Annotated in this window: 11 protein-coding genes; 8 read left to right on the top strand and 3 right to left on the bottom strand. The window is 62.9% G+C overall.

Annotated elements, in window-relative coordinates; translation table 11 throughout:
• Window positions 1-7: 7 nt before the first annotated feature.
• Entirely contained in the window at window positions 8-2,083 is a 2,076-nt protein-coding gene (locus tag C4S68_RS14140) for a putative bifunctional diguanylate cyclase/phosphodiesterase (RefSeq protein ID WP_200821560.1), read from the bottom strand.
• Between the two features lie 208 nt (window positions 2,084-2,291).
• Entirely contained in the window at window positions 2,292-2,453 is a 162-nt protein-coding gene (locus tag C4S68_RS23225) for a hypothetical protein (protein WP_160115160.1), read from the bottom strand.
• 549 nt (window positions 2,454-3,002) lie between these two features.
• On the opposite strand from C4S68_RS23225, the gene C4S68_RS14135 reads away from it, so the two are divergent.
• The 5 genes from C4S68_RS14135 to C4S68_RS14115 all read left to right on the top strand — a co-directional run bounded on the left by C4S68_RS14135 (window position 3,003) and on the right by C4S68_RS14115 (window position 12,181).
• The gene (locus C4S68_RS14135) at window positions 3,003-5,708 is read left to right on the top strand and encodes a S53 family peptidase (RefSeq protein WP_160115159.1); all 2,706 of its coding nucleotides are present in this window, start codon (window positions 3,003-3,005) and stop codon (window positions 5,706-5,708) included.
• A 648-nt stretch (window positions 5,709-6,356) separates the two neighbouring features.
• Window positions 6,357-9,872 (top strand): vitamin B12-dependent ribonucleotide reductase, encoded by a 3,516-nt coding sequence (locus tag C4S68_RS14130; protein WP_103933749.1) that lies wholly within the window; start codon window positions 6,357-6,359, stop codon window positions 9,870-9,872.
• A gap of 47 nt (window positions 9,873-9,919) precedes the next feature.
• Window positions 9,920-10,192: a SinR family protein gene (locus C4S68_RS14125; protein WP_103934110.1), complete on the top strand. Its 273-nt coding sequence runs from the start codon at window positions 9,920-9,922 to the stop codon at window positions 10,190-10,192.
• Window positions 10,193-10,219: 27 nt separating this feature from the next.
• On the top strand, window positions 10,220-11,311 hold the full coding sequence (locus tag C4S68_RS14120) for a TIR domain-containing protein (RefSeq protein ID WP_103933748.1): 1,092 nt from the start codon (window positions 10,220-10,222) through the stop codon (window positions 11,309-11,311).
• Window positions 11,312-11,734: 423 nt separating this feature from the next.
• Window positions 11,735-12,181 carry an REP-associated tyrosine transposase gene (locus C4S68_RS14115; RefSeq protein WP_103933747.1) on the top strand — a complete coding sequence of 149 codons (447 nt, stop codon included), beginning with the start codon at window positions 11,735-11,737 and terminating at the stop codon, window positions 12,179-12,181.
• 160 nt (window positions 12,182-12,341) lie between these two features.
• On the opposite strand, the gene C4S68_RS14110 is transcribed toward C4S68_RS14115, so the two are convergent.
• Window positions 12,342-12,590: a hypothetical protein gene (locus C4S68_RS14110; RefSeq protein ID WP_103933746.1), complete on the bottom strand. Its 249-nt coding sequence runs from the start codon at window positions 12,588-12,590 to the stop codon at window positions 12,342-12,344.
• Window positions 12,591-12,768: 178 nt separating this feature from the next.
• On the opposite strand from C4S68_RS14110, the gene C4S68_RS14105 reads away from it, so the two are divergent.
• The 3 genes from C4S68_RS14105 to C4S68_RS14095 all read left to right on the top strand — a co-directional run bounded on the left by C4S68_RS14105 (window position 12,769) and on the right by C4S68_RS14095 (window position 15,469).
• Window positions 12,769-12,972 (top strand): hypothetical protein, encoded by a 204-nt coding sequence (locus tag C4S68_RS14105; RefSeq protein WP_103933745.1) that lies wholly within the window; start codon window positions 12,769-12,771, stop codon window positions 12,970-12,972.
• 790 nt (window positions 12,973-13,762) lie between these two features.
• Window positions 13,763-14,713: a dockerin type I repeat-containing protein gene (locus C4S68_RS14100; RefSeq protein WP_103933744.1), complete on the top strand. Its 951-nt coding sequence runs from the start codon at window positions 13,763-13,765 to the stop codon at window positions 14,711-14,713.
• Between the two features lie 123 nt (window positions 14,714-14,836).
• A complete protein-coding gene (locus C4S68_RS14095) occupies window positions 14,837-15,469 on the top strand; it encodes a PEP-CTERM sorting domain-containing protein (protein ID WP_103933743.1) in 633 nt (210 codons plus the stop codon).
• The last annotated feature ends 176 nt before the right edge of the window (window positions 15,470-15,645 follow it).

Below are 15,645 nucleotides of genomic sequence, written 5' to 3'. Positions count from 1 at the left end.
GTCCGCGTCAGGGACGGCTCAGCAGTTTGTCCGCTTCCACAAATTTTTCTGCCGGCACCGGGCGGCCGAGAAGATATCCCTGCAGCGAATCGCAACCCAGCTTGGTCAGGAACTCCTGCTGCTCTGAGGTCTCGACACCCTCCGCGACAATCCCCAGCTTTAGCGAACGGCCCAGCGCCACAATCGCTGAGACGATGGCGGCGTCTTCCGTGTCGTGCGTCAGGTCGCGGATGAAACCCCGGTCGATCTTCAGCTCCGTCGCCGGCAGCCGCTTCAGGTACAGCAGGCTGGAGTAGCCCGTGCCGAAGTCGTCGATGGAGATCCTTACCCCCATCGCGTGCAGCTCCGAGAGGATCGCGAGGCTCGACTCGACATCCCGCATCGCCGTCGATTCGGTGATCTCCAGCGTCAGGTAGTGCGGCTCGAGTCCGTGGCGCAGCAGCGTCTCGGTCACCATGCGCACCAGGCGATCATGGCTGAACTGTAGCGGCGAGAGGTTCACTGCGATGGTCCACTCATCGTGCCCGGCGTCCACCCACTCGCGCATCTGCCGGCAGGCCTCATCCAGCACCCACTCGCCGATCGGAATGATCAGGCCCGTCTTCTCGGCCAGCGGAATAAAGCGGTCCGGCGAGATCAGGCCCCGCGTCGGATGGTTCCAGCGCAGCAGGGCTTCGGCCCCCAGAACGGGCCCGGCGGGCGCCTGAAACTTGGGCTGGTAGTGCAGCACCAACTCCCCCTGCGCGAGCGCATGCCGCAGGTCCTGCAGAAGCTGCAACTGATCATGCGCGTTGACGTTCATCGAGTTCTCGAAGAAGCAGTAGACGTCCCGCCCCTGCGCCTTCGCGTGGTACATCGCAGCATCCGCGTTGGTCAGCACGTCATGCTGCGTCTCGCCGTCTCCGGGATACATGGCGATGCCGATGCTCGCGGAGACCTGCAGCTCGTGGCCGTCGCTTTCCACCGGTTCGCGGATCACGCGGAGCAGCTTGTCGGCAAGCGCTGCGGCTCCCGTGGGCTCGGAGATATTCGCGACCAGCACGAACTCGTCTCCCCCGATGCGCGCCACCGTATCTTCACTTCGAACGCACGCCTTGATGCGCACCGCGATCTCGACCAGCAGGTTGTCGCCTACGTGATGCCCGAAGGCATCGTTCACACCCTTGAAGCCGTCCAGGTCCAGGAACATCACCGCGATGCGGCTGGCTCCTCGCCCCGCACCCAGGATCGACTGGTGCAGACGATCCTCCAACAGCAGCCGGTTCGGCAGCTTGGTCAGGCTGTCGTGCAGAGCCAGATAGGTCAGCTCCTGGTTGGCCTCCGCAAGCGAGGACGACAGCGCCGCCGTGCGAAGCTCCAGTCTCAGATCGAGCACAGAGATGATCAGCGCGATCGCAAGCACCGCCAGGGTGGCAATCACGATCACCATCGCCATCCAGTTGCTGCTCGCTCCGGAGTGCATCGCCGCGCAGCTGCTTCCCATCGGGAATCTTGCCGCGGCCATACCCGTGTAATGCATGCCGACGATGGCCACACCCATCACCACCGCTGCGCCCGCGCGCCGGGCCCGCACCCTCGTCCCATGCTGACGCAGCTGGAAGGCGATCCACAACGCCGCACCCGACGCGACCACCGCGATCACGATGGAGAGCGAAAACAGCAGCGGGTCGTACTTGATTCCGGGAGTCATCCGCATCGCGGCCATGCCGGTGTAGTGCATCCCGGCGATGCCCGGGCCCATCAGCAGAGCTCCGCCGACGACCCGCCGCAGAGGGAGCTCCTCCTGGCAAACGAGCCATAGGGCGAAGGCGGACGAGGCGATCGCAATCCCCAGGGACAACAGCGTGATCGTCAGGTCGTAGCCGATCGGGACCGGAAGTCGAAACGCCAGCATCCCCACGAAGTGCATCGACCAGATGCCGACGCCCATCGCGCAGGCGCCACCAAGCAGCCACGCCTTGGCGACACTCGGCTGCGCCGCAGTGATGCGGCCGGCCATCTCTAAAGCTGTGTAGGAAGCCAGAATTGCGACGAGAAACGAACACACAACAAGCAGGGGGCTGTACGAGCTGGGCATCATCATGGGTAGTCTTTGTCCCCGCGCCTGAACTGCTCATCATTAAAGCGTCTTGGGTTCTATCGACTATCCGTTGTGGCCAATCAAAGAACGAATCACCATTGCGTTGTATCCGCGTGTCGTTTGCGAGGGATAGCGACGCGGAATTTTCATCGGACAAAAGATCCCGGCCCTTCATTACCGCACCCTGAAGCTTCGGCCCGTGGCCTCGCGGCTACTTCCAGTTCGTCCCCGGCGTCGTGCCCGTCTCGCCAGGTGCCGACGGCTTGACCGTCTCGGCCGCCTGGTCCGCCGCGCTCTTATTCACCGGCGTCTCAGAAGGTGCAGGCTGCGGAGCCTCCGGGCCGCTTCCCCAGCTTTCCTTCGCCTTGGGCATCCTGGATGTCCTGAACCTCTCGGATGTTTCAGTACCTGCGCTCATCGATTTCCTCCTCGCCGGGGCTCCAGCGTCTTTCTTCGATGCCTCCCGCCGGCCCTTGTGCCGCCTATCCCTCCCCGCAATGGGACTCGACCCGTTACGTCCTCGGCAACCCCTTGGTCGTAGCCTTCCCTTCCGGCGCTATGCTGGTGCTACCGCGCAGGTTCATGGTTCGGGGCAAGCGCGGCTCTTGATTGCAACCGTCCCGACAGGAACTGCGCAACACCGCCTCCACGTGTCGAAAACGCAACAATTTCCAACTCTGCCCGTTAGATACAAGCAGGAAAGAATCCTCGCTCCTGCCCCAACTTCTATCAGTGCCTCTCGCACGGCTCTTCTTCTGAGGAGCTGTACTCCCGGAGCAAAAGGCCTCGTCCAACACGGTACGGTCGCGGACCAGCCGCCAGTTCGTCAGGAGCAGATCCGGCCGTCCGTGCTACCCACAACCTCCACCGCACGTTTGCCAGCCTCCGCCAGTGAGGGCCTCCACAGGAAGACATGCTCCCCATGAGAACCAGTCATCGTTCCCTTTTTCAAGCCGCTTCGGCCGTACTCGTTGCCGTAGCCGTATGCGGAGCCTCCGGGCAGGCCCAAGCTCAGACCCAGACCAGCCGCTCGCGCATCACCGCAGCCATCGACAACGGGCAGCGCACCACCCTGGCGCACTCGCGCCCGGCTCGCGCCGTCGCCGACTTTGATCGCGGCCAGGTGGATTCGAAGCTCCAGTTGCAGGGCCTTGAACTCACCTTCAACATGAGCGACGCCCAGCAGGCGGATCTCGACGCCCTGATCGCCGCGCAGCAGGACAGTTCTTCCGCCCAGTACCACCAGTGGCTAACGCCCGCCCAGTTCGCCACGCGGTTCGGCATGTCCGACGCTGACCTCGCCAAAGCGGAGGCCTGGCTCTCCTCGCAGGGCTTCTCGGTCACCGGCGTCAGCGCCAACCGCCTTGGGATCACCTTCGACGGCACCGCCGCCCAGGTCGCCAGCGCCTTCGGCACCTCGCTGCACTACTACCGCAGCTCGAGCGATACCGAGAGCCACTATGCGCCCTCCAGCGATCTCTCGATTCCTGCTGCGCTGGCTGGCGTCGCCGCCGGTGTCAGGCATCTCTCGAACTTCCGCGTCCTGCCGCACACGCAGCTTCGCAGCCCCGTCAGCGTTCGGCCCGACTTCACCTCCAGCCAGACCGGCGGACACTTCCTCACGCCAGCCGACGTCGCCACCGTATACAACATCAAGGCTGCCTATAACGCCGGATACACCGGGACCGGCCAGACCATCGCCGTGATCGGCCAGTCGGCGATCGTCGCCACCGACATCACCAACTTCCAGACCGCGGCAGGCGTCGCCGTCCGCGCACCCACACAAACCATCCTTCCCGGAACCGGCTGCCCGCTGGTTTTCACTGACGACGAGGCCGAAAGCGATCTCGACCTGGAGTACTCCAGCGGCATCGCCACTGGCGCCACCATCAACTTCGTCTATGCCGGCGGCGGCAACTATAACAACTCAACCGGATGCGGTAACGGGACGGCGAACGAAGGCGTCTTCGATGCCATGGGCTACGCGATCCAGAACAAGCTCGGACAGATCATCACCGTGAGCTATGGAGAGTGCGAGTACGTTGCGAGCAACGGAACCTCACCCGCACCGGCGGGAAGCGACGTTGCTACCTATGAGCTTCTTCTGAAACAGGCCGCGACCCTCGGCGAGACCGTCATCAACTCCTCCGGCGACGATGGCTCGACCTCCTGCGCTGGCCAGTACGGCACCTCCGGCCTCAACAGCACGGAGCTCGCCACCGAGCAGACCCTCAACGTCAGCTACCCCGCGTCCAGCGCGTACGTCGTAGGCGTAGGCGGCACGGAGTTCCCGGCAGCCGATACAGGGACCTCCGCCACCACCTACTGGGCCTCGGCCAGCGGCTCGGATGTCATCAGCTCGGCCCTCTCCTATATCCCGGAGCAGGTCTGGAACGACGACACGGCTGGCTCCACGACCGCCACTCTGGGCACTTCGCTGAGCAACTACCTGTCGTCCAGCGGCGGCGGCGTCAGTACGCTCTTCGCCCGTCCCAGCTGGCAGACCAGCATTGCGAGCACCAGCACAGGCTTCTACCGCCTCGTGCCGGATATCTCTCTGGCCGCTTCACCCAGCTACCCCGGCTACCTCTACTGCTCCAGCGACACCTCCACCGGGATCACCGGCAGCTGCTCGCACGGCTTCCGCGACTCCACCAGCACCTACCTGACCGTCGCCGGCGGCACCAGCTTCGCCGCGCCGATCTTCGCCGGACTCGTCGCCATCATCAACCAGTACAAGAACGCCACGACCGGCCAGGGACTCATCACACCGGCCCTGTACGCGATGGCCTCCAACTCCACCACGTATGCGTCCGCCTTCCACGACGTCACGTCGGGCGGCAACGAGTGCACCGTCGGCGTCTCGCTCTGCGGCAGCGGCAACGACAACCTCTGGTACACCGCCAACACCGGGTATGACATGGCAACCGGCCTCGGCTCGCCCAACTTCTACAACATGATGACGGCCTGGACCTCCGGCAGCTCGACCTCCGGCAAGTCCTTCACGCTCGCGGCTTCGCCCACCACACTGACCATCGCATCAGGCTCCACCGGCACGACCTCCGTCACCGTGACCCCCGCCGGCGGCTACACCGGCACCGTCGCCTGGAGCATCAGCTCCAGCCCGACGCTCAACTACGCCTGCTACACCATCCCCACCGCCACCATCACCGGCACCACCGCCACGAGCGTGACGCTGAGCGTCATCGCTACCAACTCCGGCTGCCAGGCCGGCGCGGCCTTCAAGTCCGCCGGGACCACGGTCTCTGTGAACGAGGCACCAGCAAGCAAGGCGCCGGCTAGCCCCGCTCCCGGGCACAGCAAGCTGCCAGAGGGTCTCGCCCTGGCCGGCCTGCTGACCACCGGCTACTTCGGCCGCCGCTCCCGCAAGCTGAAGGGCCTCGTCGCCATGGGCCTGCTGATGGTCGGCGGACTCTCCCTCACCGGCTGCTCCAGCGGCACGGTCAACACCTCCACCAGCACCGGCACTGGCACCACGACGACGACCTCCGTGAGTCAGACCGTGACCACCGCTACCAAGGGAACCTACACGCTCACCATCACCGGCACGGACACCACCAACTCGGCCATCACCGCCAGCACTACGCTGACGCTGACAGTCGACTAGCAGCCTCGTTCCGCCGGAACAACCGACGCCTCCACTGCGGTGGGGGCGTTGGTGTCTCTGGCGTCTCCCATTCCGGGGCTGGAGCGCGATCTCGCGGTGATCTCCGGACACCCGCCTGCTTCTAAGCCGGGTTTTGCACGCTCAGAGATTGCTCTCCACAACACCGTTTTCGGTACCCTGAAATTGGCCATTCACGGGATTGTCACAGAATCCCGCAACTGTGGCGGATTCCCAGCGGTTTCCACAAGAAAACCCCAAGAAAACCGCACTTGGAAGACCAAACCACCGCGTGGGTCACAGCTTCCCGGGTATCTGCATTGGCACCACAACATCTAGTTGCTTTATACTTGACTCGTACCAGATAGGGCGGTACTTTCACACTCACCGCTGGTTCTGGTGAAGCCGCCTTCTGGGCCACACCGCTTGCAAAACAGGCCCTGATTTCGGTTTCGGTCCCGGCGACTCTCGCGCGGGCCATGGGTTCTGCTGCGCTTGTGGACGGGAGGAGACTCTCCCAAAACCCGTGGCAAAACTCCGAGTCGCGGTCTGTTCCCCGACCTTAGCGTCCAACTTCTTAGCCCGGCCGGTTCTCCGGCCCTGCGCCACTTTTTGTCGAAAGCCCCAATCCGCCGGGAGGTAACACACACGATGTCCGAGATCAGCTCCACCGCAATCCACGCCCTATCTGCACTCGATGCAGCCGCTATCACCACCAGCCCCGCGCCTTCGCGCGCCAAGTCGGCTCCTGGCCTCACCTTCGAGCGTCACTTCACGCGCCCGGGCGTTTCGCCCATGGACGAGGTCGCGTGGGAACTCCGCGACGCCGTCATCCAGGACTACAAGGGCAAGCTCATCTTCGAGCAGAAGAACGTCGAAGTCCCCGCCGACTGGTCCATGACCGCGACCAACATCGTCGCCAGCAAGTACCTCCATGGCCGCGTCGGCACGCCCGAGCGCGAGTCCGGCGTCCGCGCCCTCATCAGCCGCGTGGCTGAGTCCATGCGCGACTGGGGCATCCGCGACGGCTACTTCGCGACCGCCAACGATGCTCAGATCTTCTTCGACGAGCTCACTCACCTGCTCGTGAACCAGAAGGCCGCGTTCAACTCTCCGGTCTGGTTCAACGTCGGCTGCGATCGCCTCGAGCCCAACTCCGACGCCCAGAACTGGCACTGGACCGCCGAGCAGGGCAAGGTGCTCTTCAGCACCACCGGCTACAGCAACCCCCAGTGCTCCGCCTGCTTCATCAACTCCGTCGGCGACTCGCTCGACTCGATCCTCACCCTCGCCAAGACCGAGGGCATGCTCTTCAAGTGGGGTTCGGGCGCAGGCTCCAACCTCTCGGCGATCCGTGGCAGCATGGAGACCCTCTCGGGCGGCGGCACCGCCTCCGGTCCCCTCAGCTTCATGCGCGGCTTCGACGCCTTCGCCGGCGTCATCAAGTCCGGCGGCAAGACCCGCCGCGCCGCCAAGATGGTGATCCTCAACATCGATCACCCGGACATCGAAGACTTCATCCAGTGCAAGGTGAAGGAAGAAGCCAAGGCCTGGCACCTGATGCAGGCCGGCTATGACGGCTCCGGCCCCGACTCCGAGGCCTTCGCCTCCATCTTCTTCCAGAACGCCAACAACTCCGTCCGCGTGACGGACGAGTTCATGCACGCCGTCGAGACTGACGGCTCCTTCACCACCCGCACCGTCAAGAACCGCGAAGAGGTGAAGGAGTACAAGGCCCGCGACCTCATGCACCAGATCGCCGAAGCCACCTGGCAGTGCGGCGATCCCGGCATGCAGTTCGACACCACCATCAACCGTTGGCACACCTCCAAGAACACCGCCCGCATCAATGCGTCGAACCCCTGCTCGGAGTACATGTTCCTCGACGACTCCGCCTGCAACCTCGCCAGCTTCAACCTGATGAAGTTCCTCACCCCGGCCGGCAAGTTCGACGTGGAGTCCTACCGCCACGCCATCAGCGTCGTCACCACCGCGATGGAGATCATCGTCGACGCCGCCGGCTACCCCACCGAGCAGATCGCGAAGAACTCGCACGACTACCGCCCGCTCGGCCTCGGCTACGCCAACCTCGGCGCGCTGCTCATGAACTTCGGCCTGCCCTACGACTCCGACGCTGGCCGCGCCTTCGCCGCCACCGTCACCGCCATCCTTTGCGGCGACGCCTACGCGCAGTCGGCACGCATCGCGGCCACCTGCCCGCCGCTCGGTGCCGCCACCCCGCTCACGCAGTCCACCGGCGTGCAGGGCGGAGCTTGCCCAGGCTTCTACGTCAACCGCGAGCCCTTCCTCGATGTCGTCCGCATGCACCGCGCTTCGGTCAACAACATCGACAGCAGCCTCAAGGTCTCCGGCACCAGCTCCTACGTCGACAACGCCGGCTTCATCGCTCCGCAGCTCGAAGAGATGAAGGCTGCCTCCCAGGCCGCATGGGACGAAGCCCTCGTCCTCGGTGAGAAGTACGGCTACCGCAACTCGCAGGTCACCGTGCTCGCTCCCACCGGCACCATCGGCTTCATGATGGACTGCGACACCACCGGCATCGAGCCCGATCTCGCCCTCGTCAAGTACAAGAAGCTCGTCGGCGGCGGCATGATCAAGATCGTCAACAACACCGTCCCCGGCGCGCTCTTCAAGCTCGGCTACAACGAGCATGAGGTCGAAGGCATCGTCAACTACATCGACGCCACCGGCACCATCGAAGGCGCTCCCGCCCTCAAGCCCGAGCACCTCGCCGTCTTCGACTGCTCCTTCAAGCCCGCCAAGGGTACTCGCACCATCTCCTGGCTCGGCCACGTCAAGATGATGGCGGCAACACAGCCTTTCTTGTCCGGGGCGATTTCCAAGACCGTCAACCTCCCCAACGACTGCTCCGTCCAGGACATCGCCGACGCCTACATGGAATCCTGGCGCCTCGGCCTCAAGGCCGTAGCCATCTATCGCGACGGCTCCAAGGGTACCCAGCCCCTCAACGTCTCCGCCCAGACCGACGCCGACAAGAAGGGCACCAGCGTCACGGCCACGAAAAACGCCGTCATTCTGAGCGGAGCAGAATCGCAAAGCGATTCCGCGAAGTCGAAGAACCCCGACCCCGATCGCCTGACCTCCGTCGTCGAGAACCTTTCCGCCGACAAGGCCGCTCTTTCTCAGCAGCTAGCCGAAACCGCTGCCGCCAAGTCCGCCCTCGAAGCCCGCGTCGCCGACCTCATCGCCGCCGCCACCTCCGCCCAGGACGCCACCGACCAGACCGCACCGCCCCGCGCCGTGCGCCACCGTCTCCCCTCCGAGCGCGCCTCCATCACCCACAAGTTCCGCATCGCCGACCACGAAGGCTACCTCACCGTCGGCCTCTACCCCAACGGAACCCCGGGCGAGATCTTCATCCGCATGGCCAAGGAAGGCTCCACCATCTCCGGCCTCATGGACTCCTTCGCCACCGCGGTCTCCATGTGCCTCCAGCACGGCGTCCCCCTCAAGCTGCTCTGCGAGAAGTTCGCGCACACCCGCTTCGAGCCCTCCGGCTGGACCGGCAACGAGCAGATCGGCTACGCCAAGTCCATCATGGATTACCTCTTCCGCTGGATGCAGCTCCGCTTCCTCAGCGGCCAGCAGCTCGACCTCTTCGCCAACCTCCGCCCCGCCACCCCCGTTGAAACCGTCATTCTGAGCGCAGCCCCTGACCTCGCGAAGCGAGTCGAAGGGGCGGAGTCGAAGAACCTGCACGACACCGCGCCCAGCACGCCCTCCGGAACCCTTTCCGCCAGCATCTTCGGCGACGCCCACCAGCAGTTCAGCGGTACCAACGAGCCCACCGCCACCCACCAGCAGTCTGAACCCTGGGCCCTGAACCCTGACCCCTCGTCCCTCACCGACCGCCGCGCCCCCCAGGGCGGCATCGCAAGCGAGCCGCAGGCGACGATCGCAAAGGACCTCACCGCAGCCAGCGGCCTCTCGCAGTCTGGAACCTGGCCCCTGGGCCCTGGACCCTCCACGATCGAAGATCGTGGAATCTACCACGCCGCCTCCGCCATGAAGGAAATGTACGAAATGGGCGACTCCCCCAGCTGCTCCACCTGCGGAGCCATCATGACCCGCAATGGCAGCTGCTACCGCTGCATGGAATGCGGCAGCACCAGCGGCTGCAGCTAGGCGCAGTCGCTGGTGAGATAATCCAGCCTAAAAGGAGCGCAAGCGGAATGGCAGTCTACGTGATTGGCTACGACTTAGATAAACCGGGCCAGGATTACTCCAGCTTGATCGCGGAAATTAAGGGCTTAGGCTCTTGGTGGCACTGCTTGGATTCGACCTGGATCATCAATACCCAACTCACTGCGACAGAGGTGCGGGACGCGCTCAAAGCAAAGATGGATGCGAATGACAAACTATTGGTCGCGGCTGTCGGAGCTCCTGGGGCGTGGAGCGGCTTCGACAAAAATTGCTCAGATTGGCTGCTGAAAAACTTACACTAGCGTATCGATTAGAGGACCGCAGGGCGTATGAGAGTACGAAAGCAAACTCAAAAGCCCATAAACGGGCAGACAGTGCGCGGCGAAGACCTCGTCGCGATCGCCCAACGCAGCCCGCTAGTCTTCGTGAGTCATGACAGCCGCGATGCGGCACTTGCTGAAGCATTTAGCAAGCTATTATCCGGCATTAGCGCAGGCATGCTGAAGTCATTCCGATCGTCGGATAAAAAGGGCACCCAAGGCATCGAGTTCGGAGTCGAGTGGTATCCAGAAGTCATGTCGCGAATCGACGAAGCCACCGATGTGGTTTGCCTTCTCACCCACCGCAGCATCGAGCGTCCTTGGATCCTGTATGAGGCTGGCGTTGCGAAAGGAAAGGCCAACACCCCGGTTTATGGCGTTGCGTTAGGAATCTCGCTATCTAAGGCATCCACAGGGCCCTTCGCTCAATTCCAGAACTGCGGTGACGACGCAGAGTCATTGACGAAGCTTGTGAAACAGCTGCTCTGCCGTATCCCGGGAGCAGAGCCGGACACCGATACGATCACCATGCAGGTCGAGGCTTTTCGGACAAAGAGTGCAGCACTGGCACAGGAGGGTCAGGCTCAAGGTCCGCTAACGAAGGAGCAAGATGGGCAGCTAGCTGATGCCTCCGTCGCCAAGCTCTTCGAGGAAGTTAAGGTAATGTTTCGTGAGCTGCCTACTGCAATCGCCAGACGCGAAGAGAGGGGTTCCAGATCCAAGTTTCACCGGCTCCCGCCCCGGATGATGTACCAGCTCATCTCCGACCGAATCGGCTTTCAAGGCGATTACATGGGCCTCTTGATCCTAAGTTCGCTGTTCCGGGATGAGATCCCATGGCTTTATGAACTCGGGATGGATGTCTACCGTCACGTAACCTCGATGGGCCCACAAGCGGCGATTCCGGTGGCGCAACGACTGAAGGCAGCATGCGATGTCATCGCACATAGCCCAGAGATTTTCGGCAGCCGCGAAGAGACATTCCTTGCGGCCATGGAATTGCGGTCGATCGCCGAAACCCTAAATCCATCGCCACGGAGAACACAAGCGGGCAAAATCAAGCCTTCCGACGGCGAAGAACCAAAGAATGCAGGCGCCTGAAGGCGGATGGCCCACCAATTCCGGGTGCCCAACTCGTGGGGGGCCTCACCATTACAGATGGGAACATCAATCGCTGGCGCAACCCGGATCAATGATCGCTAATCCCGCCTCCAAACTCCCCCCCAACACCACGTCCCGTTAAGGGCACGACTTCAGTCGTGCCGTAAGCTGCAAGATCTTCCCCGCGCTTTAGCGCCTGAGGTACGCTTGGCAATCACCAAACTCGCCTCCGCGCCTGAAGGCGAACCTGAAGCGACCCACAACGGCACGACTAAAGTCGTGCCCTTAACGAAGTCGAGCGACTCGAAGAGCGATATTGAGAGATCCGAACTTCCGACGCCCACAACGGCACGACTGAAGTCGTGCCCTTAACGAGAAGCCCCTCACGCATTCAGCAAACAACCCCAAAAACACATACCGACAATGGCTATCCCCTCCAGAGCAGCAAGCCATGGAACGTTCTTCGTCACCAGCCGCACATACAACGGCACTCGCCTCTTCGTGGCGCCAAAGAACGCCGAACTCTTCCTCGAAACCCTCCAGCACTACCGCCGCGAAGGCCACTACAAACTCCACGCCTTCGTCGCCATGCCCGACCACGTCCACTTACTCCTGACGCCCACCGGCATCACGATCGAACGCGCCATGCAACTCATCAAGGGCGGCTTCTCCCACCGCCTCGAATCGAACTTCCCCGTCTGGCAACGCGGCTTCACCGACCACCGCATCCGCGACCGCGACGACCTCCTGAAGCACCGCGACTACATCCACGCGAACCCCGTCCGCGCCCGCCTCTGTCAACTCCCCGAGCTGTACCCCTACTCCTCCGCCTACACCCACGCACACGCGGCTTCGGCGACTGAAGCCTAGTAACGCCAACCACAACGTCAAACCCCAAATCCTGTTAAGGGCACGACTTCAGTCGTGCCGTAACTCGCCCCTCTTCCCCGCGCTTTAGCGCCTGAGGTACGCTTGGCCATCCCAAAGCAAAGCCGCAAACCACGAGCCACGGCAAGCTACCTGCTCCCACTCATTTCCCCCGCGTGAGCAGCCGCTGAACGACGAACACCACGCCCGCGACCAGCAACCAGATCGCGACGCACGCTTCCATCGCGCCTGCGAACGCCGCAAGTCCATCCTGCCCATCATGAGGCGCTTCGCGCACCGCTTCAGCCAGATAGTGCTGCTCGAGAGGCCCAAACGCCGCCGCACACGCAAGGCTGCCGACGACAACCGCAACTCCCGCGTGCGCCCATCCAGACCGAGGCCATTTCGCCATTCGCAAAGCATACATCCGCACCTAGAGAAAGCTCCGAGTTGCTACTATCCTTCGCGCTCTGCAGCGCCTGGCGTCACGCTAGCCGCAAATCCCAACCCACCACGTCCCGTTAAGGGCACGACTTCAGTCGTGCCGTAACTGCTGCCCCCTTCCCCGCGCTTTGGCGCTTGAGGTACGCTTGGCCATCGCCAAACCCACCTCCGCGCCTGAAGGCGAACCTGAAGCGACCCATAACGGCACGACTGAAGTCGTGCCCTTAACGAGTAACTCCGCTCCATCAGACGACGATCCAAGCATGGCGATCCCCTCCAGAGCAACAAGCCATGGAACGTTCTTCATCACCAGCCGAACGCGCAACATCCACCGCGTCTTCAAGGCCTAAGAACGCCAACCTCGTATCCCGCCCCAAAACTCCCCACGCAAGCACCACCCGGAATGACACGGCTCGAACCAGGCCGTGAGCGTCCCCTCGCGGACTGATATCGCAACACCTTCCATATCTCGCAATCCTTTTTCCGTTGCTGTAGGGGTCGATGATTCCAATATCTCCGCCCGAATCTGAGGGCCATGCCCGTCTCGGACGCCGTCGGCTCCTTCAGCGACCGCGCCGCCCGTGCAGCGCAGGATCATGAAACAGCTCGTTCAAGCCGTCCTGGCAGCTTCTCTCTTGGCTGGCGCGCCCCGCGCCCTCGCCGGGACCATCTCCTGCACCTGCAGCCCGTCCCTCACCCTCACTCGTCTACCCGGCAGCCTGTCAACCCCAGCATCCCCCTATCTCACTGAAAACAGAGCCACTGCGCATGGCGCACCGGCCCCGCCCCAGGGCCTACACTGGAGATAGCCCCTGAATCCAAAGCCCCGCGTCCACGCCGAAGCGTACGCTGGGCCGAAACCCAACGCCCTCAAGACCCGGCGCCCAACTCCTGACGGCTCAGGATTTTACGAGATACCCCCAGATAACTCCCCTGCTCTCAGGATCTTCCCCACACCCGGGGGGAGGGGCCCACACCTGCTGCGGCGACAGAGTTCCCCGGTCCCCGCGCCTGCATCGCTCGCAAAAAAGCGCGCCGCCGCTTGGAATTTTTCGTCGGCTACCGCTACAATTTCGTCACACTCCCGGGCCGCGTTTTTCGATCCAGACAGTCAATTCCACTTTCGGGTGATCCCCCTCCATGCTGAAGATCGCTGGCCTTCTGGCTATGTCCGCTTTGCTGTTCAGTGCCTCTGGAAGCGCGCAGCTCCAGCACCCGGCCAGCTCATCCCTTTCGCTCCCCTCAGCGACGCTCGCCGAGCGGCAACTTCCGCAGCCCATCCTGCTGGCCGCAAACAGCGGCCCGGCCGAGGCCGACCGGATCTTCCTGCCGGGACTCGGCCCCGCTGCGATACGACCTATCCACCTCGGCTGGAATCTGCAAACCAGTCTCAATGACTGCAAGAACAACGCCGTGAACAAATGCACCGCCGGGTGCGCGGACATTGGAGAATGCATCTTCGGTTGTGAGATTGGCGGCATTAGCAGTGTCTCTACGTGCAACTCGAGTTGCAATGGCTTAGGAACGCCGTGCGTCAACAGCTGTTTGAGCACAGTCAACGACATCATCACTTGCTCGCCGCTGCAAATAACGGCCTTCAAGGTACTGTTCGGTTCTACTGCCTACACGATAAGCACCGCCTCTCCGGCGATCCTTCCCTGGAATGTGACTGGGATCCAGGTGACCTTCTCGGAGCCGGTTGTCACGGGAACCATCAACAGTTTGGGTGGAATTACCGCAACCGGCTTTAGTGGCGTGGGAACAAACACACTCACCTGGACCATTGCGCCAACTTCGAGTGCCAACGTGACCCTCACGCTGGCTACCACCGGAATCAACATGTTGAGCGATGCCAGTGGCAACGCGCTCGAACTTGGCAATCCCTTCTCGCAAGGTCTGAAGGTTCTGGCGGGAGACGTGAATGCCGATGGCGTCGTCAACGCCAGCGACCTGGTGCTGGTCAACAGCGGGATCGCCCAGCAATACAACATCCTCTATGACACCAATGGCGACGGAGCCGTCACCGCCGCCGATGTCACTGCCGTGAAAGCCAAACTGAATACCAAGCTGCCGACCCCTCCACCGCAATAGACCAGTGCCCCGCGTCGTTCGCGGGGAATCTCCTTCCGCGGGCGGCCTCTCACCAGGAAGACGCCACGACACTCCAGTTCCGAACGAAATGGCAGCGGGGAAATCCGCTTTCAGAAGGGGCTCATGCTCAACACCAGACGTACGATCGCGATCTTGTCCACGGCAATCTCCATGGCCTGTGTCTTGTCTGCTCATGCTGACATCATCTTCTCGGCTGCATCGACCACTGCCTCCGCAGGCAGTACCGGGAACAGCTTCGAAGTCGACATCACCAATACGGGCTCCTCCGCTGTGCAGATCGGCGGCTTCGTCTTCGAGATCACGACAGCGAATTCGGCCGTGACGTTCACCGACGCCACCACCAGCACCACGACCTACGACTACATCTTCGACGGCAACTCGTTCTTCGGCCCCGACATCTCCGCTTCGGGCTCCGGCCAGACCTTCGATGCGACCGACATTGCCTCTACCCCTTCGAGCTACACCACACTCGTGGCGGGAGAGACGCTCGGGCTTGGCGAGATATTCTTCGACCTCGCATCGGGAGCATCCTCGGGGACGGTATCGTTCAATCTCGATAACTCCAGCCTCTCCGACGGGGACGGCAATCCGATCTCAATCGACAGCACCAACTCCGGCCTGATCACCGTTTCGAGTGTTACGCCCGAACCCACCAGCCTGCTTCTCGCAGCCACCGGCGCACTTGCCCTCTTCGGCACATCACGCCGGCGACTCCGGCAGCCGGCCCGCACGTAACGGCACACGCCCCCTCTTCACCAGCTAAGGCCCTTCGGGCGCTTCGCGTGCACGTGCCGCACCCGTGATGGTGCCATCGTCACGGGTCGCGACCCGAATCCCCCAGCAGGACAGGGAGATCCCCCGTAGGGGTGAGTGGTCTACCGCTCTCGCACTTCGGGTTCCGGACGCAGAAA

The organism is Bryocella elongata (assembly GCF_900108185.1).
Classification (GTDB): Bacteria; Acidobacteriota; Terriglobia; order Terriglobales; family Acidobacteriaceae; genus Granulicella; species Granulicella elongata.
The sequence above is the reverse complement of the archived record's forward strand: the minus strand, read 5'-3'. Positions and strand labels throughout refer to the sequence as shown.

Coding starts and splice junctions, on each gene's coding strand:
- C4S68_RS14120 (WP_103933748.1), top strand. CDS start 10,220: ATGAGAGTACGAAAGCAAACTCAAAAGCCCATAAACGGGCAGACAGTG.
- C4S68_RS14115 (WP_103933747.1), top strand. CDS start 11,735: ATGGCTATCCCCTCCAGAGCAGCAAGCCATGGAACGTTCTTCGTCACC.
- C4S68_RS14135 (WP_160115159.1), top strand. CDS start 3,003: ATGAGAACCAGTCATCGTTCCCTTTTTCAAGCCGCTTCGGCCGTACTC.
- C4S68_RS14100 (WP_103933744.1), top strand. CDS start 13,763: ATGCTGAAGATCGCTGGCCTTCTGGCTATGTCCGCTTTGCTGTTCAGT.
- C4S68_RS14140 (WP_200821560.1), bottom strand. CDS start 2,083: ATGATGATGCCCAGCTCGTACAGCCCCCTGCTTGTTGTGTGTTCGTTT.
- C4S68_RS14095 (WP_103933743.1), top strand. CDS start 14,837: ATGCTCAACACCAGACGTACGATCGCGATCTTGTCCACGGCAATCTCC.
- C4S68_RS14110 (WP_103933746.1), bottom strand. CDS start 12,590: ATGGCGAAATGGCCTCGGTCTGGATGGGCGCACGCGGGAGTTGCGGTT.
- C4S68_RS14125 (WP_103934110.1), top strand. CDS start 9,920: ATGGCAGTCTACGTGATTGGCTACGACTTAGATAAACCGGGCCAGGAT.
- C4S68_RS14130 (WP_103933749.1), top strand. CDS start 6,357: ATGTCCGAGATCAGCTCCACCGCAATCCACGCCCTATCTGCACTCGAT.
- C4S68_RS23225 (WP_160115160.1), bottom strand. CDS start 2,453: ATGCCCAAGGCGAAGGAAAGCTGGGGAAGCGGCCCGGAGGCTCCGCAG.